This is a genomic window from Exiguobacterium sp. s34 (genome assembly GCF_018617435.1).
GTDB classification, from domain to species: Bacteria; Bacillota; Bacilli; order Exiguobacteriales; family Exiguobacteriaceae; genus Exiguobacterium; species Exiguobacterium aestuarii.
The window spans coordinates 185,604-210,304 of sequence record NZ_JACSKE010000004.1; the positions used below are offsets into that span (position 1 = coordinate 185,604).

The 24,701-nt window shown below is 46.0% G+C and carries 24 protein-coding genes; 14 read left to right on the forward strand and 10 right to left on the reverse strand.

All coding sequences use genetic code 11. The features are described 5' to 3' along the window. The first annotated feature begins 26 nt into the window (after positions 1 to 26). The 3 genes from KNO87_RS10345 (at position 27) to KNO87_RS10355 (ending at position 3,565) form a co-directional block, all read left to right on the forward strand. Entirely contained in the window at positions 27 to 1,088 is a 1,062-nt protein-coding gene (locus KNO87_RS10345) for a Fe(3+) ABC transporter substrate-binding protein (RefSeq protein WP_214796011.1), read from the forward strand. A 132-nt stretch (positions 1,089 to 1,220) separates the two neighbouring features. After that, the gene (locus tag KNO87_RS10350) at positions 1,221 to 2,858 is read left to right on the forward strand and encodes an ABC transporter permease (RefSeq protein ID WP_214796012.1); all 1,638 of its coding nucleotides are present in this window, start codon (positions 1,221 to 1,223) and stop codon (positions 2,856 to 2,858) included. Then, entirely contained in the window at positions 2,858 to 3,565 is a 708-nt protein-coding gene (locus KNO87_RS10355) for an ABC transporter ATP-binding protein (RefSeq protein ID WP_214742571.1), read from the forward strand. The genes KNO87_RS10350 and KNO87_RS10355 overlap by 1 nt, the downstream gene beginning before the upstream one ends. Before the next feature lie 45 nt (positions 3,566 to 3,610). On the opposite strand, the gene KNO87_RS10360 is transcribed toward KNO87_RS10355, so the two are convergent. The 4 genes from KNO87_RS10360 to KNO87_RS10375 form a co-directional block, all read right to left on the reverse strand. After that, positions 3,611 to 4,060 carry a hypothetical protein gene (locus KNO87_RS10360; RefSeq protein WP_214796014.1) on the reverse strand — a complete coding sequence of 150 codons (450 nt, stop codon included), beginning with the start codon at positions 4,058 to 4,060 and terminating at the stop codon, positions 3,611 to 3,613. Positions 4,061 to 4,163: 103 nt separating this feature from the next. After that, positions 4,164 to 5,063, reverse strand: a complete 900-nt coding sequence (locus tag KNO87_RS10365; RefSeq protein ID WP_214796016.1) for a class F sortase — start codon at positions 5,061 to 5,063, stop codon at positions 4,164 to 4,166. A gap of 19 nt (positions 5,064 to 5,082) precedes the next feature. After that, on the reverse strand, positions 5,083 to 6,423 hold the full coding sequence (locus tag KNO87_RS10370) for a globin family protein (RefSeq protein ID WP_214796018.1): 1,341 nt from the start codon (positions 6,421 to 6,423) through the stop codon (positions 5,083 to 5,085). Between the two features lie 74 nt (positions 6,424 to 6,497). Further along, positions 6,498 to 7,289, reverse strand: a complete 792-nt coding sequence (locus KNO87_RS10375; protein ID WP_214796020.1) for a helix-turn-helix domain-containing protein — start codon at positions 7,287 to 7,289, stop codon at positions 6,498 to 6,500. Positions 7,290 to 7,412: 123 nt separating this feature from the next. Between KNO87_RS10375 and KNO87_RS10380 the strand changes: the two genes are divergently transcribed. Together KNO87_RS10380 and KNO87_RS10385 are read left to right on the forward strand one after the other, a co-directional pair. Further along, the gene (locus tag KNO87_RS10380) at positions 7,413 to 9,062 is read left to right on the forward strand and encodes a glycoside hydrolase family 13 protein (RefSeq protein WP_214796022.1); all 1,650 of its coding nucleotides are present in this window, start codon (positions 7,413 to 7,415) and stop codon (positions 9,060 to 9,062) included. Between the two features lie 103 nt (positions 9,063 to 9,165). Next, positions 9,166 to 9,672: a flavodoxin domain-containing protein gene (locus KNO87_RS10385; protein WP_214796023.1), complete on the forward strand. Its 507-nt coding sequence runs from the start codon at positions 9,166 to 9,168 to the stop codon at positions 9,670 to 9,672. On the opposite strand, the gene KNO87_RS10390 is transcribed toward KNO87_RS10385, so the two are convergent. Beyond that, positions 9,636 to 11,231: a glycoside hydrolase family 55 protein gene (locus KNO87_RS10390; RefSeq protein WP_214796025.1), complete on the reverse strand. Its 1,596-nt coding sequence runs from the start codon at positions 11,229 to 11,231 to the stop codon at positions 9,636 to 9,638. The genes KNO87_RS10385 and KNO87_RS10390 overlap by 37 nt on opposite strands. 261 nt (positions 11,232 to 11,492) lie before the next feature. Here KNO87_RS10390 and KNO87_RS10395 point away from each other — a divergent pair, with 261 nt between their 5' ends. The 4 genes from KNO87_RS10395 (at position 11,493) to KNO87_RS10410 (ending at position 13,286) form a co-directional block, all read left to right on the forward strand. Further along, complete coding sequence (locus tag KNO87_RS10395; protein WP_015880427.1) at positions 11,493 to 11,693, forward strand: cold-shock protein; 201 nt, start codon at positions 11,493 to 11,495, stop codon at positions 11,691 to 11,693. Positions 11,694 to 11,810: 117 nt separating this feature from the next. After that, entirely contained in the window at positions 11,811 to 12,224 is a 414-nt protein-coding gene (locus KNO87_RS10400) for a pyridoxamine 5'-phosphate oxidase family protein (protein ID WP_214695810.1), read from the forward strand. Positions 12,225 to 12,402: 178 nt separating this feature from the next. Further along, positions 12,403 to 12,909, forward strand: a complete 507-nt coding sequence (locus KNO87_RS10405; protein WP_214790228.1) for a DoxX family membrane protein — start codon at positions 12,403 to 12,405, stop codon at positions 12,907 to 12,909. Positions 12,910 to 12,989: 80 nt separating this feature from the next. Then, positions 12,990 to 13,286: a DUF3817 domain-containing protein gene (locus tag KNO87_RS10410; protein ID WP_214796027.1), complete on the forward strand. Its 297-nt coding sequence runs from the start codon at positions 12,990 to 12,992 to the stop codon at positions 13,284 to 13,286. A 21-nt stretch (positions 13,287 to 13,307) separates the two neighbouring features. On the opposite strand, the gene KNO87_RS10415 is transcribed toward KNO87_RS10410, so the two are convergent. Further along, positions 13,308 to 14,561, reverse strand: a complete 1,254-nt coding sequence (locus tag KNO87_RS10415) for an MFS transporter (RefSeq protein WP_214790230.1) — start codon at positions 14,559 to 14,561, stop codon at positions 13,308 to 13,310. 109 nt (positions 14,562 to 14,670) lie between these two features. Here KNO87_RS10415 and KNO87_RS10420 point away from each other — a divergent pair, with 109 nt between their 5' ends. Then, positions 14,671 to 15,891, forward strand: coding sequence for a helix-turn-helix domain-containing protein (locus tag KNO87_RS10420; RefSeq protein ID WP_214796029.1), 1,221 nt, complete (start codon positions 14,671 to 14,673; stop codon positions 15,889 to 15,891). Positions 15,892 to 15,895: 4 nt separating this feature from the next. Here KNO87_RS10420 and KNO87_RS10425 read toward each other — a convergent pair whose 3' ends face one another. Then, on the reverse strand, positions 15,896 to 16,903 hold the full coding sequence (locus KNO87_RS10425) for a S66 family peptidase (RefSeq protein WP_214796031.1): 1,008 nt from the start codon (positions 16,901 to 16,903) through the stop codon (positions 15,896 to 15,898). A 63-nt stretch (positions 16,904 to 16,966) separates the two neighbouring features. Further along, positions 16,967 to 17,293 (reverse strand): winged helix-turn-helix transcriptional regulator, encoded by a 327-nt coding sequence (locus KNO87_RS10430; protein ID WP_214790236.1) that lies wholly within the window; start codon positions 17,291 to 17,293, stop codon positions 16,967 to 16,969. A gap of 107 nt (positions 17,294 to 17,400) precedes the next feature. Here KNO87_RS10430 and KNO87_RS10435 point away from each other — a divergent pair, with 107 nt between their 5' ends. After that, positions 17,401 to 18,204: a VOC family protein gene (locus tag KNO87_RS10435; RefSeq protein ID WP_214796033.1), complete on the forward strand. Its 804-nt coding sequence runs from the start codon at positions 17,401 to 17,403 to the stop codon at positions 18,202 to 18,204. Between the two features lie 15 nt (positions 18,205 to 18,219). Here the strand turns inward: KNO87_RS10435 and KNO87_RS10440 are convergent, their stop codons facing one another. Beyond that, entirely contained in the window at positions 18,220 to 19,212 is a 993-nt protein-coding gene (locus KNO87_RS10440) for a 5'-3' exonuclease (RefSeq protein WP_214790240.1), read from the reverse strand. Between the two features lie 200 nt (positions 19,213 to 19,412). Then, positions 19,413 to 20,735, reverse strand: a complete 1,323-nt coding sequence (locus tag KNO87_RS10445) for a hemolysin family protein (protein WP_251126172.1) — start codon at positions 20,733 to 20,735, stop codon at positions 19,413 to 19,415. Between the two features lie 189 nt (positions 20,736 to 20,924). Between KNO87_RS10445 and KNO87_RS10450 the strand changes: the two genes are divergently transcribed. The 3 genes from KNO87_RS10450 (at position 20,925) to mngA (ending at position 24,692) form a co-directional block, all read left to right on the forward strand. Then, positions 20,925 to 21,722: a glucose 1-dehydrogenase gene (locus tag KNO87_RS10450; protein WP_214790242.1), complete on the forward strand. Its 798-nt coding sequence runs from the start codon at positions 20,925 to 20,927 to the stop codon at positions 21,720 to 21,722. A 181-nt stretch (positions 21,723 to 21,903) separates the two neighbouring features. Then, positions 21,904 to 22,629: a MurR/RpiR family transcriptional regulator gene (locus KNO87_RS10455; RefSeq protein ID WP_214790244.1), complete on the forward strand. Its 726-nt coding sequence runs from the start codon at positions 21,904 to 21,906 to the stop codon at positions 22,627 to 22,629. A gap of 134 nt (positions 22,630 to 22,763) precedes the next feature. After that, positions 22,764 to 24,692, forward strand: a complete 1,929-nt coding sequence (gene mngA / locus KNO87_RS10460) for a PTS 2-O-a-mannosyl-D-glycerate transporter subunit IIABC (RefSeq protein ID WP_214790246.1) — start codon at positions 22,764 to 22,766, stop codon at positions 24,690 to 24,692. Positions 24,693 to 24,701 lie beyond the last annotated feature (9 nt).

Here is a 24,701-nt window from a genome sequence, read left to right on the forward strand (position 1 = left end):
AATCATTGAACGTGGGGGAATGACAGATGAACAAAAAATATGCAGCTTTAGGAATTTCAGCAGCACTAACGACATCGCTCCTTGCCGCTTGTGCAAGCACAGATGAGACAACTTCAAATGAAGGCTCAGACGATTCGAACGTCGTCAATGTTTACTCGAGTCGCCACTACGATGTCGATCAACAATTATATAAGCAGTTTGAAGAAGAGACAGGCATCAAGGTAAACGTCGTGGAAGGTAAGAGTGACGAACTCCTCGAGCGTTTAAACACGGAAGGCGAGAGCACAGAAGCTGACCTCTTCATTACGGCAGATGCCGGTAACTTGTATCAAGCGAAAGAAGCAGGACATCTCCAAGCGGTCGATAGCGATGAGCTTGAGTCAAACATTCCTGCCAAATATCGTGACACGGACAACGAATGGTTCGGTTTGACGAAACGTGCACGTGTCATCGTGTACTCGAAAGATCGCGTGAAACCAGAAGAGTTGTCGACGTATGAAGCGTTGACAGAAGAACAGTGGAACGGCAAAGTACTCGTCCGTCCGTCTGAAAACATGTACAACATCTCACTCCTCGCATCATTCATCGAAGTGAACGGTGTCGATGAAGCGAAAGAGTGGGCGAAAGGCTTAGTGAACAACATGGCACGTGACCCACAAGGGAACGACCGTGACCAAGCGAAAGCAGTCGTCGCCGGTGAAGGGGATGTCGCCATCATGAACACGTACTACATGGGTCTCATGTTGAATTCTGAGGACGAAGAAGAGAAGAAAGTCGCTGAAGAGCTCGGTGTCTTCTTCCCGAACCAAGATACAACGGGCACACACGTGAACATTTCTGGTATCGCGATGACAAAAGCATCGAAAAACACAGAAAACGCTCAGAAGTTGATGGAGTTCATGTCAGAACCGTCAGCTCAAGAGAAATTTGCGAGTGTGAACTACGAATACCCAGTCAACGAATCGGTTGAACCGAACGAGCTTCTTCAATCATGGGGCGAGTTCAAAGAGCAAGACATCAACCTCTCCGTACTTGGTGAAAACCAACAAGAAGCAATCCGTATCTTTAACGAAGCGGGTTGGAAGTAAGATGACTTCGGCTTGAACGAGAGTTCAGGCCGGAGGTTTTTGCGTTTCTCACACCTAAGCGCTACACGGGACACGTAGAAACTGATATGATGGGACAGGAATTGATTGTTTATAGAACGGGAGCGGTACGACATGAACTGGCAAGCGGTAAAACGACAACTGAATGGATGGGCGATCCTCAGCTTTCTCGCGATTTTATTGATCGTCTTGCCGGGAATCGTCGTGCTCGTCGAATTGTTCGCACCGGTCAATGAGAATTGGCAACACATTCAAGAGTATTTGTTGCCCCGTTACGTACGGAACACGTTGTTCATCATGTTGGCCACTGGCCTTCTGACGACTGTGATCGGAACGAGCCTCGCTTGGTTCGTGACCGTCTATGATTTTCCGTTCCGTCGCTTCTTTAAATGGGCACTCATCTTGCCGCTGGCGATCCCGCCTTATATCGGGGCGTATACGTATCACGGCATCTTAAACTATACGGGTGTGATTCAAACGACGTTACGGAACCAGTTCGGCATCACCGTCGATCAATCGTACTTCAATATCATGTCGATTCAAGGAACAGTGTTCATCTTTACCTTGTTCCTGTATCCATACATCTATACGATTACACGAGCGTTCCTGCATAACCAGTCGTCCTCGATGATTGAGAACGCACGGATTCTCGGGCGTGGGTCGTGGGATATTTTCTTCACCGTCGTCATTCCGATTTCCCGAGTCGCTATTATCGGTGGTGTCAGTCTCGTCTTGATGGAAGTACTCAACGACTATGGCGTCGTGAAATATTTCGGGATTCAGACGTTCAGTACCGCTATTTTTAGCACATGGTTCGGGATGAAAGACACGTCGTCGGCATTGAAGCTAGCGGGTACCCTTATGATTCTTGTCATCGCCATCTTGACGATGGAACGGCTCGTACGGGGACGAAAGCAGTTCAGTTACGCTTCGACGAAAGTGAAGCCGCTCAAACCGAGACCACTTCAAGGATGGCATCGCTACGCGGTATTCGCCTACGTCTCAATCGTCTTTGCGATCGCATTCGTCATTCCGTTCACGCAGTTGACGGCTTGGACGTTCCTGACGTTCGATACGGTCTTCACGGAAGAATTTTGGCAACTCGTTTGGAATACGGTTCGTGTCGCTTTTATCGCAACGGTGATCATCCTGTTGTTCGCACTCATCATTGCGAACTATACGCGACTATTCCCGTCGAACATGACACGTGTCATTTCAAAGGTGACGACGCTTGGGTATTCGATTCCGGGAGCAGCGATCGCGATTGCGGTCATCACGCTCTTCTTATGGCTCGATGACAAAGTGCTCGACATGGCTAAGGCGCTCGACTTGAGTCAGACGTTCGTGTTTCGTACGACGCTCATCATGCTCATCTTTGCCTACGTCATCCGCTTCCTCGCTATCGGCTACAATTCGATCGAGAGCGGATTCGAGAAGGTCGGGAAGTCGTTCACAGAAGCGTCTCGTATGCTTGGATGGAACACGGTCCAAACGTTTTTCCGGGTCGATATCCCGATGATCAAAGGCGCAATCATGAGCGCGTTTATCCTCGTCTTTATTGATATTATGAAAGAGTTACCATTGACGCTCTTTTTACAACCATTTAACTTTTCGACGCTTGCGACACAGGCGTTCAAATATGTGAGTGATGAGAAGATTCACGAAGCGGCACTCGCTTCGATCGTCATCGTCCTCATGAGTGGACTGTTGATTTTCGTTTCCCACAAGGTGCTTGATAAGGAGGCCGACTAATGTTTGTTCAAATCAATGATTTACATTTTAGCTATAAAGGTGCGCATGAAGAAACAATCAAAGGGTTCTCGATTTCGATTACAAAAGGCGAAATCGTCTCGCTTCTTGGGGATAGCGGTTCTGGGAAAAGTACGATTCTCCGATTGATCGCAGGACTCGAGATGCCGAACCAAGGCGTCGTCGTCGTGAACGACTGTGTCTGTTGCGACGATTGTCAGTTCATGCCGCCAGAAGATCGTGGCGTCGGGATGGTCTTCCAAGATTACGCACTCTTCCCGCACATGACTGTTGAAAAGAACATTCGATTCGGCCTTCACAAGCTCAGTCGCAAGGAACGGAATGCGCGTGTCGAAGAGATGCTCGAACTCGTCAATTTGACGGAGTTCCGTCACCGTTATCCGTACGAACTTAGTGGAGGACAACAGCAACGTGTCGCACTCGCTCGTGCGCTTGCACCAAAACCGGCGTTGTTGATTCTAGACGAACCGTTTAGTAACTTGGATACGTCACTCCAACATCGGATTCGCGACGACCTTCGCCGTCTTTTGAAGCAGACGGGCACGACGACGATTTTCGTGACACACGATGAGGAAGATGCCGAGGCGCTTGCTGACCGCATCGTCTACCTTGGAGAAGGCAAAATTAAAAAGCAAGTCATGACGGAGAACAACAAGACGTTCAATCCGCAGATTCCTTGCTTCGTATAAGCTCAGCGCACTCATTGATGAAATGGGTGCGTTTTTTTGTGGAGTTCATCGTTCAATGAATCGATGGTCTAAATCAGACAGGTGTTCCTGCCAATCTTTCCAAGAGGACTGAAGTGACGTGATCAATTCGTGCCCACCAAAGCTAATCGTACTCTCATGGGACGCATAAATGACCCAGTTCATGTGTTGGTCGAACCAATAGCGTTCTAAATAGCGCCCGTCATAACAAGGATCCAAGGAAGCGGTATCGATTTGCCAAAGCGTACGGTCCTCGTGTAGTTCAAAGATGACATCCGCTCCTCGACGCACGATCCATTGCTGAATATCCTCGATTTTTTGATCAATGTCTTCAATATAATCGCTATCGAACGCGATCACATCGGTGCGCCCGGCAGTCGATAGAGGGTACCAATAATATGAATCCGTCACACCCCAAATGGCGCGAATTCTTCTCTTTAACTGATTTGCGAGAGGTGATGAAAGTTGCGTCTTCATGATGTGTAAACTCCTTATCCTAAACATAATCTATGTATTGCTACATCTACTATACATGGGAAATAGAAAAACGTCCTTAGCAGTGAGCTAAGGACGTTTCGTACTACTTCGCTGTCTGAGACGGTTTCGACTCATTTCCCAACTGGTCAATCGCAGTCACGTAGTAGGATGCATTGTTCTCATTTGTGACCTCGATACTCTTTCGTGCATGGGACGGGATGCTTTCGATATGAGTCGCTTTTCCGTCGATGACTTCATAGACGCGATATCCAATCACGCTCTCTTGACGAACGGCGTGCCATGTCAACAAGTTTCCTTTTAGTTCGACTGCCGTTGGTGTCTCGAGTTCGACAGTTTCGTTCAGCTCGGTCTCCACTAGCTCTGTATAGACGACAAATCGTTTATCATAGCCCCCGTCCCCGAACGTACCCGAACAGGTAATCAAATTTAAGTTCCGATTTGATGTGGCACCGAAAATTTCTTCGATTGGCGCGGTTTTTGTATCATAGCGTTCTGTCTTTGTGACGCGGAACCGAAGGGTGTTGCCCGCCTCGTCTTGAATCAGAACGTCATTACCTTTTGTCAGTTGATCGAGTTGATAAAAGATAGCCGGGCCGGTTTTGCTGTCGACGTGACCGGCAATCACAGCATTTCCTTTGCTACCCGGTGTGACACCGGGTTCGAACCACCCGACCTGGTTCTCATCTTCTGGTACACCCATCTGTCCATTGTCTAGGACCCCAACTTGTTCGATGGCGGTGTCGACATCGATTTTAGGAATCTGGATTTGAACAGGGGTAACGGCCTTGGCGTTTTCTTCTTCCTCGGCTAAACGTAGCTTTTTCACCTCTTCCTGTAGAAGTGAGAATTCAGCCGTTAAATCCGGGCTCTCCTCTATTTGTTTTTCTTCTACAGGTGGTGACGACGATTCTTGGGCGCTCGTCCACGTCCAGAAGCTAAAACAAAAGAGAGAGAGCGCCAGAAACAAATGGCGCTTGTTCATGGGGCTCCCTCCTTATTGATTATTGTTCAGACACTTTACGTTTGCGAAGCGTTACGAAGGCGAGTAAGATTCCGCCAAGTACAGCTAATGCAGCGTAGAGGCTGTTCATTGATTGTTCTTGTGCACCACCGAGACCTGTTTCAGGCATCTCTTCAGGCATCATTGTTTCTTCGAACTTGTCAGGCATTTGTGTCACGATCGCGTTACCGAGTGTTTCGCCAACACCGAACATGAACGCATATCCTTCACGGAATGACATCCAAGCAGCTTCTGCATCGCCTGCGACATATTGATCAAATGTGTCGAGTACAAGCGCTTCGTGCTGTTTGATGGCTTCTTCACCGGCAGCTTGTGGTAAGTTACCTTCTGTTGCTGCATCGAGGAATGTGCTGAAGTCGACAGCGAAAGTATCAAGTCGCATGCGCGCATCTTCAATCATCGCTTCGTCACCTTCAAGTGTAGCGGCTACGATATCACCTTGTGCTGTGATGTGATCCGAGTTCCAAACTTTTTCAAACTGTGCAGCACCTTCGTCACCATATACAGATGCGATGGCCGCTTTAAAGTCGAGTGTGTTTTGGTCTTCTGCCCATGTCACGTAGTCATAGTCCTCTGCTTGATCGTAACCTTTTTGCATACCGATTGCAGCGAGGGCGAAGTGCTCACCTGCAAGACTGTTCAATGTCGAGCGGAGTTCAACAGCTGGTGTGTCAGCTCCAGTCGTGAATTTGTCAGGCATTTGTGTGACGATTGCACCTGAGAGGGCTTTACTGATGTTGAACATGTGCTTGTAACCTTCACGGAACGTCATGTAAGCTTCTTCATAATCTCCTTCGACATAGTTATCGAATACAGAGAGGACTTGGTCTTCATGAAGTTCAAGTGCATCGGCTGCTGCGTCTTTCGGTAAGTTTCCTTCAGTCGCTGCGTCGAGGAATGTTGAGAATTCTTCTACGAACTCATCGACTTCCGCTTCAGCTTCCATACGTAGTTCTTGGTTGTCTGATTTTGCAGCTTCTACGAAATCATCTGAATAGTCGTTATGGCCACGGAAGATTTCTTCAAACTGTGCAGCGCCTTCTTCACCGTAGATTGAAGCGATAGCTGGTGTCATGTCGAGTGCGTTTTGATCGAGTGCTTGATCTGCGACCTCAGCATCTGCTGCCTCGTCATATCCTTTCATCATCGATGTGACGGCTAATACGTAGTGCTCAGATAAGAGTTGATCGAGTGTGGCGCGAAGGTCACCTGCTGGTGTGCTTGCTGTCGGTGTGTGATCCGCCGCTTGTGCGTTGACCGGTACGAGTAGTCCTAAGGCTAGTGCCGGTGCTACGATTTTGTTTAACGTCTTCTTCTTCATGTGTAATCGCTCCTTTTCGTAAGTGAGTGTTGTCGTTATTTACACCCATCTAACGGAGCGGTTCAAAAAATGGATCACTCTTTTTTTATTTTTTTTTCGTTTTTTTGTTGAAGAGTGCGATAAACCCCTGGTGCTACGCCATATTTTCGTTTAAAAATTCTGTGGAAATATGGATAACTTCGAAATCCAGACAGTTCCGCAATCGTTTCTAACGAATGTTTTGTATAGCGCATTTGCTCTTCGGCAAGCTGTAGACGAATCGATTGTGCATATTCGATGATCGTCATCCCGGTCCCTTCTTTAAAGAGATGGACGGTCCGTGAAACACTAAGTCCGACCTCTATAGCGACGTCTGCCACTTTGAAGTCACTCGTGACGTGGGCTTCGATAAAACGCATCATGCGTGAGACGACTGGAGGTCGTGCATGGGAATGAACGTCTTGGATGGCGCGATCGAGCATGAGTAAGAGCGCTTGGACGAGTGTTTCGATTAATCCAGTGCTCTGTTCAGAAGGCGGCCGACGCACTTCTTCCGTGATGTGTTGCCATAGCGATAGGAGACGGGAATCAATGGTGATGGAATACAGTCGCTCCCGTGGGATCGCATGCCACCATGTATCAATCAAGGATCCGGTACAAAAGATATGGTAGTCTCCGCTCGCGGGTGTGTCGACATGCATTTCATAGAAGTCACCCGGACGAACAATCAATACGTCACCAGGTCGTGTGAATAGTGTTTCCCCATTGACGACCACCCGAGCCGTTCCTTCCGTCTGCAATCGAATCAGATACGTATCGAGTCGGTTAGCAAATGGAAAAGTATAAGTCGTTGTATGATATGAATAGCCACAAAAGCCGATTTCCATAATAATCTCCTCTTTTAATAGCAAGATTGTATATATCTTAATCATATCATGGATGGTCATGCATACTTGAAGGCAGTACGATGAAAGCGTTGAAACGGAAATGAACTTCAAGGAGGATGTAACATGAAACAATGGTGGAAAGAAGCGGTCGTATATCAAATTTATCCACGGAGCTTCAATGATTCGAACGGGGACGGAATCGGTGATATCCAAGGAATCACGGAGAAGATGTCTTACTTGGCAGAACTCGGGATCGATGTCATCTGGCTCTCGCCGGTGTATGACTCGCCGAACGATGACAACGGATACGACATCCGTGATTACCGTGCCATCATGGATGAGTTCGGTACGATGGACGACTTTGATGCGATGCTTGAGGAAGCACACCGTCACGGGGTTAAAATCATGATGGACCTTGTCGTCAACCACTCTTCTGACGAACACCAATGGTTCATAGAGTCGCGTTCTTCAAAAGAGAGCCCATACCGTGACTATTACATTTGGAAAAAAGGGAAAGACGGTCAGCCACCGACGAATTGGGGAGCTTTCTTCGGCGGAAGTGCTTGGCAGTATGATGAAGCAAGTGATGAGTATTATCTTCACCTCTTCAGTAAGAAACAACCTGATTTGAACTGGGAAAGTGAGACGCTTCGTCGTGAAGTGTATGACCTTATGACGTATTGGCTCGATAAAGGAGTCGACGGGTTCCGGATGGACGTCATCAATATGATTTCCAAAGATCCAAGCTATCCGGATGGTCAAACGCAAGGAACGGGCTACGGTGACGGTACGCCATTCTTCTTCAATGGACCACGCATCCATGAATTCATGCAAGAGATGAATCGAGAAGTCTTATCGAAATACGACACCATCACGGTTGGTGAGATGCCAGGTGTCAGTGTGGAAGAAGCGAAGCTTTATACGGGGGAAGACCGTAACGAACTGAACATGGTCTTTCATTTTGAGCACGTAGACGTCGGAAACGGCAGCTTCGGGAAATGGAATCCGACGGACTGGAAGTTGACCGAGTTAAAGACGATCTTCTCACGTTGGCAAGAAGGACTGGAAGAGGAAGGGTGGAACAGCCTGTACTGGAGTAACCACGACCAGCCACGAGCCATCTCGCGCTTCGGAAACGATTCACCGGAATATCGTGTCCGTTCTGGGAAGATGCTTGCGACCCTCCTTCATCTATTAAAAGGAACACCTTATATTTATCAAGGCGAAGAGTTTGGGATGACGAACGTCGCGTTTGATTCGATTGATCAGTATCGGGATATTGAGACGTTGAACGCCTATCGTGATTACACATCAAAAGGGTTGTTAACGCACGACGAGATTTTCCGTGGAATCCATGAGCGGGGACGCGACAATTCACGCACGCCGGTACAATGGTCGAACGAAGCGCACGGTGGATTTACGACGGGGACGCCTTGGATTGAGGTCAATCCGAACTATATCGACATCAATGCGGAAGCGGCACGGAAAGACCCGGAATCGTTATTCCATTACTACCGTCAGTTGATTGCGCTCCGTAAAGCCAATCCGCTCGTCGTCTATGGGAAGTATGAGCTCTTGCTCCCGGAAGATGAGGCGGTCTATGCGTTCACACGATCGTTCGAAGGAGAAACTTGGCTCGTGCTCTGTAACTTCTCAGGCGACACACAACAACGTGATTTACCATATGACGTCAAAGAACGCGTCATCGGCAACATGGAACCGATTGAACCGTTCACCCTTCGTCCTTACGAAGCACAAGTGTACAAACTGTGACGAAAAGCTCGCCATTTGGCGAGCTTTTTTGAGTGCATACGTATCTTCTTTTCATGATTCGGGAATAGAATAAATAACGTCTGACATGAAAAGAGGGAACGACATGGGTACTTTAATCGCTTACTCTTCGAGATATGGGACAAGTGAAAAAGTGGCGTCTCTACTCGCTGAACGGTTATCGGGAAACGTTCATGTCCAAAATATCGTGGAAGAGCCGAACGTCATGTGGGAGACGATCAATCACGTTATCGTCGGCAGCTCGATTCGGATGGGCACCATCCAGGACGAGATGAAGGAATGGCTGATCAATCATGAAGAACACTTGCTCGAGCGCCCCCTTGCTTTGTATTTGTGTGCTGGCACACCGACAGAATCAGAGCGGATTCGTGAGTTAGAAGAAGCCTATCGTGCCGCACTGCGCGAGCATGCCTATTTCGTCGAAGTCGTCGGCAGCGGGTATGACTTTGAACGAATGGGCTTTTTAGACAAAGCAATCGTCCGAATGATGGCCAAACAGAAAGAAAGCTCGCTTGAACTCGATGAGGACAAATTGGACCGGCTCGTGGAGGCGGCTCAAACGTCCGAACGCACCCGGTCTGAGAATCCGTAAGCGAGTAGATCTTTCACATTAATTGGGCTTTTCGTGGAGATGAGTACATCTCCGCTTTTTTTCTGCCCTTCGATTTGATGAAGTGCGATGTTCTCCAGCTGACGTCCTATTTTCAAAGCGATTGGCGCAGATTCGTGGCATCGCAAGTTTTTGATGGTCACTTCATCGGTTCGGTTATCTCCCCCGAACAGCTCGAGATCAGCTCTCGAGGTTGTAAATCCGCGCACGGAGATGCGATGTAATTGAACGCGTCGAGACTTGTATTGAATCGCCAGTGCCGGATGTTGTTCATAATCGTAGGTCGGGTCACCGATGGCGGTCAATCCATGAATCAAGACATCCTGATACGCCGAGACGACTAGACTTCTTGGAGAGGACTTCGCATAGAGCGGGCTTCGAATCGGTTCGATGGACACCAAGTTCGTACCGGACAGAAAACGGGCCGTCGTCGAATCGGGGTCGTCCGCTAAATGATGACTGATGTGGCGGAAATTGAATGAGCGATTGTCATGAACGGAGAGATGTCCGAAGATATGGACATCATGAGCGGCTGACGAGGTGCCATGTGCCTTCACTTCGATTCCGCCAAAACACCCTTCACTTTTATTGTTCACGAGCGTGACATGTCGAGATCCGTCGTCGATTTCAATGCCGTTCGAGTTTGAGAATCCGAGAGCATGCGTTCGACCATGAGGATGATGACAATAGCAGTTGGTAATATAGATAGCATCACTATGATGTGTCGTGATTCCGTCATCGCCATAGTTCGTCGCCTCGAGGTGGTCGAGGTGGATGTACCGACTGCCGTTTGCGGCGCGGAGTCCATCTCCGAGATAATGATAGTGTGGAGACGTGATATCGAACGCATGAAGACCGGCATTTTTAGCCGTCACGTGATGCACCCAGCCATACGTCACGTGCGCAAACATCAAAGCGCTCGATGTCGTGTCACCGCTCGTCGTACGTTTCACATCGCCTAATCGTGCAACGTTCCAATCGAGCGTCAGGTGACATACCTCGATATGATGATTTCCCGCAAATGGGGTGGCGTTTCGCAACAGTCTTCGATGCTTTGGGGCACGATTGGATAGTTTTAGAATCGTGACATCTTGACCGGCACCTTCTAGCACACAGTTGGAAGGGAGGCGAATACCTCGAACGATATACACGCCTGCTGGGACAAAGACACGACGGTTGGAACGGAGAGCGAGACGAAAGGCGAGCGTACAATCCGTTTTACCATCTCCGACAGCCCCATAGTCCGTCACGTCGACGCGTTGTTTCGTGACCTGTATCAGATTCAAATATTCCGCATCGAGTCGGCGCATCCAAACAGGACGAACGATTCCATCGATTTGTTCGAGCGGGAGTGATGTTTGGACAGGAGCAATGCGTTCCGTCAATGGAATTCGGCAAGGTATGGACAGTTGCTGCGCTGAGTAAGACTTTTCGCGTGTCGCTCGGTGCCACTCGAGTGATTGATGAATCAAGTCTTCAGACCAATCCGAGTAAGAAGCGATCATCGAGGCGATTGATTGTTGCTCTCTTGCGTTTTTCATAATAGATCCTCCTAGCATCATCTTCTCTAGCATGTACCCGTTTCACCTTGTTTTTTAGCAATCAGAAGTATTTACTAGACAGAAGCATCTAGTCGTGTTATATTCAATATGTGCTTAATTAAGAATAGCTGGAATCATAATTCACAAGTGCTTGGGATTATTTTTCATTAGATAATCCAGAGGCTTGTATTTTTTTTGGTCAAGTTTTTTCTAGTAAGGCACTACTATAACGCATAGCGTTTATTTCAGGAGGGTTCATTCATGAACACAGGTAAAGTAAAATGGTTTAACTCAGAAAAAGGTTACGGCTTCATCGAAATGGAAGGCGGAGACGACGTATTCGTACACTTCTCAGCAATCCAAGGCGACGGCTTCAAGACACTTGAAGAAGGCCAAGAAGTAACTTTCGAAATCACAGACGGAGCTCGTGGACCACAAGCTTCTAACGTTGAAAAAATCTAATCTTCCTTTCTAAGGAATATGATACCTGCTCGCATCGGCGAGCAGGTTTTTTTGTGTTTAATCGTGTAGTTTGAGGGAACAGTATACGAGCGACAAATCATGAAGGAGGAATTTGGAATGAGTGCAAAAGAAACAGCTTTGAAGATCCTAGATTCAAGTGATGTAGGGACGATGGCGACCGTATATAAGGTGAAGCCCCATAGTCGATACATGACATTTTTCCATGATGATTTCACGCTCTATACAGCAACCTCGAATGATACAGATAAGGTAGAGGAATTAGAGAAGAATCCATATACGCATATTTTGATTGGTTATGATGGAGATGGAGTGGGAGACACCTACTTAGAAATCTTAGGTAAAGCGACTGTGTCAGACGATGAATCGATGAAAGAAAAAGTGTGGAACGACAAACTCGAGGGCTGGTTTGATGGTCCGGACGATCCGAAATTGGTCATTCTCAAAATCGAACCAGAATCGATGCGTGTGATGAACAAAAAAGGGCAGCCACCTCAAGAAGTAACATTGTAAACTTCTCAAAGACGCCTCGAGTAGGCGTCTTTTTGCTGGATGTGAATAGAGTGTGACGTACATATGGACGAATCATGAACAAAGCAAAATACATATGTGAAATAGTGAACATGGGTGTTATATTGTGAATGTAATCACATTATTCATTTATTCAACTTCTTGAAAGGGAGGAATCATCATGTTCACGAAATTTTGGCAAAATCATAACATCGCTACGGCAATCTTGACGGTGTTACGTGTATGGCTCGGTTATCATTGGTTAACAGCAGGTTGGGGTAAAATCACAGGTGGCTTTGGAACGGAAGGTTTCTTAAACAACGCGGTGACGCTCGCGACTGGAGAGCATCCAGCCGTCGCGGGATGGTGGGCTGCATTCTTAGAAAACTTTGCGATTCCGAACGCCGGATTATTCGATGTCCTTATTCCTTATGGTGAATTTTTGGTCGGGTTAGGGTTATTGCTCGGTGCACTCACACGTAGCGCGGCGTTCTTCGGTCTTGTCATGAACATGGCGTTCTTGCTCTCAGGGACGGTCAGTACGAACCCGACGATGTTGATCGTATCTGTATTGATTTTGGTTGCTGGACATAACGCAGGAAAAATCGGAGTCGATGGCTTGTTCCTTCGCAACTTCGTCGAAACAAAAGTATTGCATCGTTCACCAAATCGTCAAATAGCCTCGTAACTTTTATGCACTCTCCTGTGACAAACCTCTCATGTTTCGGCTACGATAGATATAGCCTACAGAGATAAAGGAGAACGCATATGACTACGACTCATTTTAAATGGATTGGCTACACAGAAGGTGTGTCCTTCTTGTTGTTACTGTTCATCGCGATGCCACTGAAATATATGGCGGGTATTCCACTCGCGGTCAGCATCGTCGGCGCTGCACATGGTTTCTTGTTTGTTGCCTACGTGCTCGCAGCCGTCTACATGGCATGGCGCTTCCGTTGGGGCTTCAAAGTTCTGACGCTTGCCGTCATGGCATCGGTCATCCCATTCGGACCATTTTTATTAGAGAAACGGGTACTCCCGTCAACAGAGAAGACATCGAACTGATTCGTTCGATGTCTTTTTTCGTTACGAGATGCGTTCGATCGATTGGACTTCTGCTCGTTCTGCTTGGATATCGTGACGGATGCGATGCATGGAAATCAAAGTGAGACTAAGCAAACAAATCATACAGATGGTGTAGAGAAGAGCGACTGGAATTAAATCGCTTAAAAAACCGAAAAGAATGAACCCAAGTGGTGTGATTCCCATTGCAAGTGACTCGAGGACTCCCATTACACGACCTAGATAATTTGGATCTGTGTTCGTTTGTAAATACATCTGAATCGGAATATTGGCTCGAATAACGAAGAGGCCACTCAATAAAGCGAAAAATGAAAAGAATAAAATTGCGGGCAATACGTTGAATGTAAAGTAAAGTGGGATGGCTGGACCGATAAAAAGTAAGCTTAAAGCAATTAAGGCACTTCTCATCGTTGAAAGTCGGTACTTAATTTTGAAGAATGGTAATGCATGTAGTAATGAAGCGACTAAAAACCCAATGGCGAACATACTTTCTAAAAATCCGAACTGAAGAGGTGATACCCCGATTTCTTGTAAGGCAGCAATAGGGAATAAGACTTCGGATGCGACAAAAAAGAAATTAAGAAAAGTAGCGAGGAGCGCAATGGTCCATAAAACACGCTGTTTTTTAAGATATTGAAACCCGGATTGTACTTCTTTCCAAGTCGACTGAGACGTTTCTTGAATATCGCGGGTTTGAAATTTAAGTTGAGTGGCGACTAATCCTGCGATGAAAAATAATACAGCTGAACTGAACAAGAATACGGAAATCGGTAGAATTTTAAATAAAGCTCCGGCCAATAAAGGTGTGCCAATACTTGAAAATGAGATGATACTTTGGATTAATGAGTTGGTCCGTTGTAACTCTTCTTCCTTAAACAAAAGAGGGATTGAGCTAGATAAAGTCACGGATAGGAAAGTTGAAAAAACAGAGAGTAATGCGGTGATCAAAAGATAAGCAGGGACATTAAATGTCCAAATTAAGCTCGAAATTCCGGCAAGAAGAAACAGCATTCCATTTAACGTTTCCATATTTACGATGACACGCTTGCGATTTAGCTTGTCTGCATAAGCACCAGCAAAAGGAGAGAGCAGAATGCGAGGAAGGGTTCCTGCTAATAAGACAATCGCAAATTGTAACCCTGAACCGGAAGTGGTAAGTACAGTCAATCCGGCGATAAATGTGAACAAGTTTGAGGCGAACAACGACATGAATTTTCCGATTAACAAGATGTGTAGATTCGAAAATGATTTTTTCATAAGAAGTCTCCTTTACAAATTAGTTAAATGTGATTTAACATTATCATAAAGGCAATTTAGTGAAATGTAAACAAAAAGTTCAATATAATTTAACTTTAAGGGGTGTCATATGATTGGAGAGCGCATTAAAGCATTGCGAAAACAGAAAAAAATGACTCAAACACAGTTGGCGGAAGGAATTGTCACGAAATCAATGCTTAGCATGATTGAGAATGGAAAAGCGGAGGCATCGATGCGCAGTTTGCGAGAACTCGCCAGTCGATTGGATGTATCAGTACAGTTTTTGCTCAAAGATTCTAGAGAGTCTGAACTACAAAAACTTGTAGAGGAAATCGAGTACGCAGATATGGGTTTTATGAAATGGGACAATAAAGATATTATCGAGCGTTTAGAACCATTTCTTGATAGTGACATGCAATCGATTTCGTTGGGACGAGCGTATGTTTTTTATGGTGACGCGATTTTGACGAATGATAATCGCGATTTAGTATTAAATTATTATGATCGTGCTATTGAGTTATTTGAACGATTAGGTGAGAAAGATGAAATTGCAATGACGCGAATCGGTCAAGCATATTATTTAATGCACTGGGATCGATTTGATGAAGCGGGTGAAAAAATCGAACTGATTGAACAGCTCGATTCTCAAGCGATGAAAACAAAAACACGTATCGAATTTTATATGTTACTTGTTTTTAAAGAATTACTTTACAACGCTCAATTGTCTCACGCTATTCAATATTTAGAAGAAGCATTGAATTATATGAAACAGACTCGAACTTATTATCGAGCAGATGACGTATATCGAGCTCTCGTCATTTGCGCACTTTATCGAAAAGAGAATGAATTGATTCAGACAGCAATCATGAAAGCTCGACAGTATGTTGATTTTACCGAAGATGATTCTTCTAGAATGAGATTGGCGTTTACAGAAGGCTTAGTGGCGATGAAACAAAATAATGTAGACTTGATGGGGGTTCAATTAAACATTATCGAAAAAATCTTGCAAAAAGAAGAAAGCTATATGGCGATTAAAGAGGAAAAACGCTTCATTACTCCTTTTGAAATGTTCAAAGGAGTTTATCATGCGATGAAGGGTGATATCGAAAAAGCGGAAGTATTCTTAAATGAATTGTGGGAAAGAAGAAATGAATGGCAACTGAAGCATAGCTTGATTGACCAAGCCATTTATTTAGAAGGACTATTACTTGGTACCCTTTACGGATGTGGGAATCAATGGTTAGAGGAGATCGAGATACTTATCGATCAATTCCCTGAAGGGTACTATCATCAAAACTTAACGGGATTACTAGTTAAAATCAAGGGCTGATGTATCAGCCCTTGAATGTTTGAATCAATGTTCCTTGACCATGCTCGACTTGGACAGAAGCGTGAGCCCCGTTGACGAGCGTCATCTGTGGGGGGACGTGTCCGCAATCGATATCGTAAAAGATTGGAATACCTAGCATGTGGTGAAGCTCTTCATATATCATCTCGACCGTATAGTCTTGATGCACAGATGGTGCATCACTTCGTCCGAATAGAATACCAGACGTATGATCGAACCAACCGGCCCACTTCATTTGGAGGAGGGTCCTTTTTAATGCGGGGACGTTCATCTCGGCATTCTCAAAATACCAAAGAATCGGTTCATCATTCAGGTAATCGTGTTGGAATGTCCTGACGTCGCCATACGGTGTCCCGATTGTATGTAAGAGCACATCGAGACATCCACCAAGCAATCGACCTGTCGCGTGTTGACCCCCAATCGCTTTCCATTCCGTTGTTTCACTCAAATGAAACAGGTGTGGCGTCGGATTGTCATGCTGCCATTCCTTTTGAAACTTCTCAGACGAGCGTTGGATGACCGTCTCGTCGACCCGCGTCGACAATACATCTAACCAGCGTGAACTCGTCTCATCCCACATATCCGCACGTAAATCGACCAGGTTCGGACCATGGGCCGAGGCGATTCCGGTTTTTAGCGTATAGACGAAGAGCAACAAACTCGTATCTGAATAACCGAGCATCCATTTTGCGGGTAAGGATTGCCACTCGATTTGGTCGAGGATCTCCATTAAAAGTTCTCCGCCCCAAGGCGGAATGATCAAGTCGACAGTGTCGTCTTGAAGGAGATTGGTCAGTTCATTTACTCGTACGCGAGCCGGGGAGGACTTCCCGAATTGTTGTTTCCACGCATTTGGAGTGAATTGCAATGTGAACCCTCGATCAGAAAACTTATGTTCCGCTTGATGCAATAAATGGTGTAGTTCTGTTGGTATACCGGATGAGGGAGCGGTGACCCCGATTTGATGACCGGTTAACTGTGGATAACGAATCATGACGACCTCCTGTGGATAAGTGATAAATGGGACGGGTTAAGACGGTTATCCACATGTGGACAACTAGTTGGAACGCATACGTTCTGCATGACGCATTCCCCATTCGTTCATTGCTTCGAGAATCGGGATAAGTGTTTTCCCATACTCACTTAAGCGATAGTCGACACGGGGTGGAACTTCTGGATAGACGGTCCGGATGACGATATCCTGTTCTTCTAAGTCACGGAGTTGCGCGGTCAATATCTTTTGACTGATCTTTGGTAATGCTCGCTTCAACTCACTGAAGCGTAGCGTGTCCCCATTGATTAGGACGAGAAGGATGGAGTGCTTCCATTTTCCTGTGATTAGTTCAAGTGCCGTATCGACTTCGCAGCTTGTTATCTTGGTCACAATCGCTCTTCCTTTCCAATAGTATCGTTGAGGTAACTATACCACCTTTTTGTGCCTACTTCTGCAACATAAGCCGAGCGGGTATAGTGAAGGGGAGGTGATTGTATATGAAAATCGAAAATATTGAACTAGGACCGGTGACACTTCGAGTTCGTGACATCGAACAAGTGACACAATTTTATGTAGACGTGATCGGGATGAGCGTCCTAGAAGAAACCGAGGATTTTGTCACGCTCGGAACGAAGGAGCGCCCGCTCGTCATCTTGCACAGTGTTCCCGAGGCAAAGAAAAATCCGCGGGCGGCGGGGTTATTTCATTTAGCGATTCTATTACCGAATCGTGTAGCGTTAGGAAGTATCTTGGCACATCTCATCGAGCGGCGTATCGAAGTCGGACAAGGTGACCATTTGGTGAGCGAGGCGTTCTACTTGAGTGACCCAGAAGGGAACGGAATTGAGCTATACGCCGATCGTCCGAAAGAACAATGGAGCTATGAAGCGAACGGGCATGTGAAAATGGCGACTGAGCCGGTCGAATATGAATCGATGCTTCAAGCTGCAGCCAATCGACCGTTTACAGGTTTACCAGTCGGGACGACGATGGGACATGTGCATTTTAAAGTCCGGTCCATCGAGGCGGCGAAACGCTTCTACCATGACCGACTCGGATTTTCCATCACGACCGATTCTTATCCGGGGGCACTGTTCCTTGCGGCCGACGGATATCACCATCACGTTGGGACGAACGTGTGGGCACGTCCGAGTGATGAGCTAGGCGTTGAGGCCGGACTCGAGGCGTGGACACTTCTCGTCGATGAAGAGACGAATCAGGCACTAGGAGGAACATCGTCTGAGTGGTCGTTGACCGATGAAGACGGAATTACCGTGCATATAAAAAGAACGGGCGCTTGAGGCGTCCGTTCTTTATTAACGTGCGGATACTTTCTTCTGACTTGCATTGAATGAGAGACGAAGTCCGCGTTTTTGATACGCTTGCTCGACTCGCTTCGGATTGATGCTGAGCTCGAGATGAGCTAGCTTCAAATGTTCAAGTGCTGGCACCGTGACATCGAGACGAACGAGCTCCATATTGCGCTCTGCTTTTTTGCGTGTTCGTCTCAAGTTACGGGGCACCTCCTCTGACGTCAGTGCCGCGATCGTTTCATTTACTTGTTGTCGTTTGTCACCTTTGATACTCAAGGCAGAATACAGCTTATCGAGCGAACCGAATCGTTTGATCAATTGGACCGATTGGCTTTCGTCGAGCCCTGCAACTGGCGGAATCCCGTCAGAACGGTCTCCCGTCAACGCTTTAACGGCTGACAGTTGCTTCGGTTTCAATCCTTCGTATAACGCCGCAATCTCTTCTGGTCGAATTTCTAAATGACGTTTGAGCGGTAATGGGCGGTTATCACGAATGTCACAGCGAGCCTGCATTTGCTGAAGCTCCTGTGTTTGCAACCAAACGGTGATTCGTGGACTGACAAGCTGTAACAAGTCTTTGTCTTTTGTCATGATGACCACAGGTGCACTGCAACTGAATTTACGCGCGATGTGGGCAATTAAATCTTCCCCTTCATAGCCCTCTACTTGGAATTGTGGAATCCCACTATCTTCAAGCAGTTGACGCATGAGTTCCATTTGCGCTTTCAATTCAGGCGGTGTTTGACGTCTGCGGCGTTTATAGCCCGGGTAGAGTTCTCGACGCCATAATGTTTCACGTGAGACGTCCCAGACGACGACAAAGTGAGTCGGACGATGTCTACGTAGAATCGTCCGGATGAGGCCGGTCATTCCGATGACGGCACTCCGATCGTTTTTAGATACCTCGCGTCCTTTTTTCGTTCGGCTCGCGGCGGCACCATAGTAAGCACTGGCCAGCATGGAGTTACCGTCAATCAAAAATAGTTTGCGTTCCATGCGTAACCTTCTTTCTATTTCTTTCTGTTTAAACCGAACATCTCGCCATGTTTCGGTGATGTTGTGTCATTGAGTGCGTGACACTCAAATAAGCAACATATGTGCAGTATATCACGGCAAGAGGCGAAAATATAGCGACAGTTCAGCTCACATATCAAAAACCCTTCTCTAAAATATAGAGAAGGGCGTTAAGAAAAGCGTTATTCTGATACGGGTTCCTCATCTTCATAAGAGGCTAAGATTAAATCGACGAAGACGATTCGGTGGTTATCGACCTCGCTGACAATCAGTTCATGATTACCAGGCAAAATGAACCGTTCTCCTGTTCGTGCGTTCGCTTTTTGTGACAAAACGAATCCACCGACCGTATCGACGTCATCTTCGATTTCGATTCCGAACCGCTCCTCGAGTTCTTGTGTCAACACAAGTCCAGAGAGACGGTAATGTTTCGGAGCAATTTCGGTAATTTCTGCTTGTTCATCTCGGTCGAACTCGTCGCGAATCTCACCAACGATTTCTTCCAAAATATCTTCAATCGTCAAGAGGCCCGCAGTCCCCCCGTACTCATCGATGACTAAGCACATCATCGTCTGCGCGTTTTGCATCTTCACCATCGCTTCTTGGAGCGGTGTGAATTCGGTGACGAGTGGTAATTGGTGAATGAACGACTCGAATGGTGCATCATTTTTTGACAGTTGAGCAGTAAAGAGTTGCTTCGCATTCACGAATCCGAGGACGTCATCACGATCTCCATCTCTTGTGACTGGATAACGTGTGTACTGATGCTCTTCAACAACTGAAATGATTTCTTCGATTGTATCTTCTTCATCAATGGTTACCATGTTCATCCGTGGAACCATGGCATCTTTTGCGATTCGTTCGTCAAACGAGAAGATGTTTTGTACATACGCCAACTCGTTTTCGTTGATTTCACCACTGCGGAAACTTTCCGTCATGATGATTTTCAGCTCTTCTTCTGAGTGTGCCGTCTCCTGCGCCGTCGTCTGCACTCCGAATAAACGGAGAGTGAGGCGTGCCATGCTGTTCAAGGCACGAATGAACGGGTAGAAGATTTTCGTGAACACGTAGAGCGGGCGTGCGACAAGGAGCGTCAACTTTTCGGCTTCATGAACCGCAAGTGTTTTCGGAACGAGTTCCCCGATGACGACGTGCAAGAACGCAATGAGTAAGAATGCGATCAGGAACGACAAGAATGTCACGAGAGATGGCGATAAGTTTAGCTGGTCGACCAACGTGTGGATATATGTTTCGATTTGATCGGCACCAATCCACCCGAGCCCGAGTGCAGAAAGCGTAATTCCGAACTGAGATGCAGAAAGGGAGTCGTCGATATTCTCGATGACTTTTTTTGCGCTGACCGCTCTCTTATTTCCTTCAAGCACGAGCTGGTCAAGTCGAGCGCCACGCACTTTCACAATTGAAAATTCGGCTGCCACGAAAAAGGCGGTCAAAAAGATTAAGAGCGCAACGATGAGTAAGCTGAGTAACATGGGACTGTCCAACAATTCCCCCAAAAATCGGGGAGTCACCTCCATTGAGTATAAGATCAAACGTCTTTCAGGCAATTCCTGAAAACGAATAGTTTGTTTCAGTATAGTTGATTTGTCTCCAATATTCAAAATGCAGCCAATCATGTTTGATGAAGAGGGGAATGCGGGAACTAAACCCGAGAAGATGAAGGAGGAATTGATATGGCAAACTATCCAGAGTTAAAAGGAAAAGTCGCAGTCATCACGGGGAGTTCGAAAGGTCTCGGCCGAGCCATCGGGGAACGCTATGCGAAGGAAGGGATGAGCGTTGTCCTGAACTATCGCAGCAGTGAGAAAGAGATGGAGGAAGTCATCCGTGCAATCGAGGCGGGTGGCGGGAAAGCCGTCGCCGTGAAAGGAGACGTCTCGGAAGAAGGACTCGCGGAGAAGATGATTGAGAAAGCTATCTCTGAGTTTGGGAAGATGGATATCTTCGTCAACAATGCCGGCGTACAAGTCGAAGCGAAAACGCATGAGATGGAATTCGATAATTGGAAGAAGATTATCGACGTCAACTTGAACGGTACGTTCCTTGGTGTGCGTGCTGCCTTGAAATACTTTGTTGAACATGAAATCGAAGGCAATATCATTAATATGTCTTCCGTTCACGAAGTCATTCCGCGTCCGGGCTACACACATTACGCAGCAAGTAAGGGCGGCGTGAAAATGTTCACAAAATCAGTCGCTCTCGAATATGCACCGAACCACATTCGTATCAATGCGATCGCACCAGGTGCAATCGATACGCCGATCAACGAAGAGACGATGAGCGACCCGGAAGAGAAGAAAGGGCTGGAGGCACTTATCCCATCTCACGTCATTGGGAAGCCAGAGCAGATTGCCGCCGTTGCCGCTTGGCTCGCATCAGATGAATCGTCCTATGTGACCGGTACAACAATCTTTGCGGATGGTGGACTATCGCTTTATCCATCATTCGGTCCAGAGAATAAAGTTCAATAAGGAAGTTAAAAGAGGGGGACACACCTCTCTTTTTTGTTTGATTGCAAGTTCTTTACGTGTCGTATAAGCTAATGGAGATTGTTGTAATCGCTTAAATGAAAGAGTGATACATGTATATAATTTATTTTATATTTAATGCAAATGAAAAATGAGTAGGATTATTGTGTTTCGGGAGGAGATTATGCTTCATTTTAATGATCGGATTCTAAATTTTGAGCATCTGTTAAATGATACAGACGATCAAATCATAGAATATATTCAGGCCAATTTTGAAGATGTAACCCATATGTCAGTACAATCATTGGCTACTCAAATGTTTACGGTACCAAATACGATTATTCGTTTATCGCGAAAGCTTGGATACGATGGATTTTCACACATGAAAACGGCCATGAAGGAAGAATTGCGCGAACTAGAAGAGTTAGATGCGATGCAAAACATTAAAAAAACACATGCTTTGCTAAGTCATCAGAAAATACAAACGTTTAATATGATGATTCACCAATCTTCTCGTGTCATCGTATATGGAATAGGTGACTCGGCTATTTACTGCGAATATCTAATGAATGGATTAAGAACAGTAAACAAGAAGTGTGAATTCTATCTTCATCGTCATAATATGCTGACAGAACTTGAAACTTTAACAAGTAAGGACTTGTTAATATTTATTTCCGTTTCGGGTGAAACGAGTCAATTGATTGAGCTGGCACATCTCGCAAAACAGCGTCATGTCCGAACAGTTGCTATTACTCATTTATGCGACAATACCTTGCAGAGAGAATCCTCATATTCATTATATTTTTCATCCCCTCCAATCTACAGTCATCATCATAACATTACGGACCCTACACCTATTTTTTATCTATTAAGACACATCCTTGAAGATTATTGGAAATCGTATAAATGATGTGTATAAATACACATGAAAACCCTTACATGAATAGAGTTTGTGCAAAAAAGAGAAGAATCATTCTTCTCTTTTTTTTGTTGATACACTTGGCATATAGAAAGTTATTCATTCTCATAAGGAGGACAGAAGTTATGCAACTGAGAGAGAGCACAGACGTTTCATTGTTGAATGTTGAACAATCCTTCTCCTCAAAAGAAGAAGCGATTCGTTTTTTAATCAAACAACTTAAGCAAAATGGCAATATCACGTCCGAATCAACATTTTATCAAGCAGTGATGGAGCGTGAAGCATTATCGCCGACAGGATTTGAAGGAGGACTTGCAATTCCTCATGGAAAGTCAGATGCAGTTGTAAAAGCTGGTTTTGCTATCGCCACCCTTAAACAACCAATCGATGACTGGGAAAGTGTTGACCCTACCAATCGAGTCAATCTTGTCATTTTGTTGGCCATTCCTACTGCTGAAGCAGGATCTACTCACTTGTCGCTATTATCAGAATTTGTTATTCGTCTGACTGACACGGCATATAAGAATCGTTTATTACAAGCGAAATCTCCAGAAGAGATGCTTGTTCGATTAGATGAAACGGAAGAGAAAGAGAATTCGATTTCATCAAATGAAAATCAAAAGTTAGTTTTGGGCGTCACAGCCTGTCCTGCCGGCATCGCTCATACGTATATGGCGGCAGAAGCTCTAGTAAAAGCGGGTCAAGAACTTGGCGTGAAAGTCAAAGTCGAGAAGCAGGGTGCGAACGGGATTGAGGATCGCCACTCGACAAAAGATTTAGAAAGTGCTGAAGCTGTTATCTTTGCTGTGGACGTTTCCGTAAAAGAAGAAGAACGTTTCAGTCATTTGCCGAAAGTAAAAACGTCAGTCGCATCACCGCTTCGTAATGCAAAACAATTAGTGCAAAAAGCATTAAATAAAGGCGAAAGTGAAGCGCGCGGTGAGTTCAAAGAAGTTTCGGCTACGCATACTGAAGAAGATGGTCAGTCATGGAAGACAGAAGTGAAAAATTCACTGCTTACTGGGATTTCTCATATTATACCGGTCATCGTCGCCGGGGGAATGACGCTTGCGGTCGCGGTCTTTATCGCCCAAATTTTTGATTTACAGGCGCTTTATGCTGAAGAAGGCTCATGGTTGTGGTTGTTAAGACAATTAGGTGGATCGCTCTTAGGTCAACTTATGATTCCAATCCTTGCAGCATACATGGCGTATTCGATTGCAGATAAACCGGCGCTAGGTCCAGGTTTTGCTGCTGGTGTTGCCGCGAACTTAATTGGTAGCGGTTTCTTAGGTGGGATGCTCGGTGGTTTGTTAGCGGGTTACTTCCTTAAGTATTTAAAAGCGAAAATACAACCAAAAGGTACATTTGCAGGATTCATTAGTTTCTGGGTGTACCCGGTAGTAGGAACATTAGTCGTCGGTTCCATTATGTTGTTCGTCATTGGTCGACCACTTGCGGCGCTAAACACAGGATTGCTCGAATGGTTAAGTGGTTTAGAAGGAGCAAATGCGCTCTTACTTGGAGCGATTATCGGAGCCATGGTCTCGTTTGACTTAGGTGGTCCAATCAACAAAGCGGCATATACGTTCTGTATCGGTGCGATGGCAAGCGGGAACTTTATCCCGTATGCGGCATTCGCTTCGGTCAAGATGGTTTCTGCTTTCTCGGTCACATTGGCAACGCGTTTAGGTAGAACATTGTTCACACGTGAAGAACGTGAAATTGGGAAACAGACTTGGTTACTCGGACTTGCCGGTATTACAGAAGGGGCTATTCCATTCATGATCAATGACCCACTCCGAGTGATTCCGTCACTCGTTGCGGGTTCAGCCGTGACGGGCGCAATCGTTGCATATTTTGGGATCGGATTGAACGTTCCGGGAGCAGGGATTTTCTCATTAGCACTACTTCAAGGTCCACCGTTGTTCTTCGCGGCAACGATTTGGTTGGGAGCAGCATTAGTAGGGGCTGCAATCTCTACATTCCTTCTCTTGTATACACGGAGACACAAAGTTCAAAAGCAGTTGAAAGCGGAGAAAGAAGCAGCATAAAGGAGAGAT

Bases quoted from the DNA above. Each gene is read 5' to 3' on its own strand.
- mngA (WP_214790246.1), top strand. From the start codon at position 22,764: ATGCAACTGAGAGAGAGCACAGACGTTTCATTGTTGAATGTTGAACAA.
- KNO87_RS10375 (WP_214796020.1), bottom strand. From the start codon at position 7,289: ATGGAAATCGGCTTTTGTGGCTATTCATATCATACAACGACTTATACT.
- KNO87_RS10395 (WP_015880427.1), top strand. From the start codon at position 11,493: ATGAACACAGGTAAAGTAAAATGGTTTAACTCAGAAAAAGGTTACGGC.
- KNO87_RS10370 (WP_214796018.1), bottom strand. From the start codon at position 6,423: ATGAAGAAGAAGACGTTAAACAAAATCGTAGCACCGGCACTAGCCTTA.
- KNO87_RS10455 (WP_214790244.1), top strand. From the start codon at position 21,904: ATGCTTCATTTTAATGATCGGATTCTAAATTTTGAGCATCTGTTAAAT.
- KNO87_RS10345 (WP_214796011.1), top strand. From the start codon at position 27: ATGAACAAAAAATATGCAGCTTTAGGAATTTCAGCAGCACTAACGACA.
- KNO87_RS10380 (WP_214796022.1), top strand. From the start codon at position 7,413: ATGAAACAATGGTGGAAAGAAGCGGTCGTATATCAAATTTATCCACGG.
- KNO87_RS10390 (WP_214796025.1), bottom strand. From the start codon at position 11,231: ATGAAAAACGCAAGAGAGCAACAATCAATCGCCTCGATGATCGCTTCT.
- KNO87_RS10435 (WP_214796033.1), top strand. From the start codon at position 17,401: ATGAAAATCGAAAATATTGAACTAGGACCGGTGACACTTCGAGTTCGT.
- KNO87_RS10410 (WP_214796027.1), top strand. From the start codon at position 12,990: ATGACTACGACTCATTTTAAATGGATTGGCTACACAGAAGGTGTGTCC.
- KNO87_RS10355 (WP_214742571.1), top strand. From the start codon at position 2,858: ATGTTTGTTCAAATCAATGATTTACATTTTAGCTATAAAGGTGCGCAT.
- KNO87_RS10420 (WP_214796029.1), top strand. From the start codon at position 14,671: ATGATTGGAGAGCGCATTAAAGCATTGCGAAAACAGAAAAAAATGACT.
- KNO87_RS10440 (WP_214790240.1), bottom strand. From the start codon at position 19,212: ATGGAACGCAAACTATTTTTGATTGACGGTAACTCCATGCTGGCCAGT.
- KNO87_RS10400 (WP_214695810.1), top strand. From the start codon at position 11,811: ATGAGTGCAAAAGAAACAGCTTTGAAGATCCTAGATTCAAGTGATGTA.
- KNO87_RS10360 (WP_214796014.1), bottom strand. From the start codon at position 4,060: ATGAAGACGCAACTTTCATCACCTCTCGCAAATCAGTTAAAGAGAAGA.
- KNO87_RS10415 (WP_214790230.1), bottom strand. From the start codon at position 14,561: ATGAAAAAATCATTTTCGAATCTACACATCTTGTTAATCGGAAAATTC.
- KNO87_RS10425 (WP_214796031.1), bottom strand. From the start codon at position 16,903: ATGATTCGTTATCCACAGTTAACCGGTCATCAAATCGGGGTCACCGCT.
- KNO87_RS10385 (WP_214796023.1), top strand. From the start codon at position 9,166: ATGGGTACTTTAATCGCTTACTCTTCGAGATATGGGACAAGTGAAAAA.
- KNO87_RS10450 (WP_214790242.1), top strand. From the start codon at position 20,925: ATGGCAAACTATCCAGAGTTAAAAGGAAAAGTCGCAGTCATCACGGGG.
- KNO87_RS10365 (WP_214796016.1), bottom strand. From the start codon at position 5,063: ATGAACAAGCGCCATTTGTTTCTGGCGCTCTCTCTCTTTTGTTTTAGC.
- KNO87_RS10350 (WP_214796012.1), top strand. From the start codon at position 1,221: ATGAACTGGCAAGCGGTAAAACGACAACTGAATGGATGGGCGATCCTC.
- KNO87_RS10405 (WP_214790228.1), top strand. From the start codon at position 12,403: ATGTTCACGAAATTTTGGCAAAATCATAACATCGCTACGGCAATCTTG.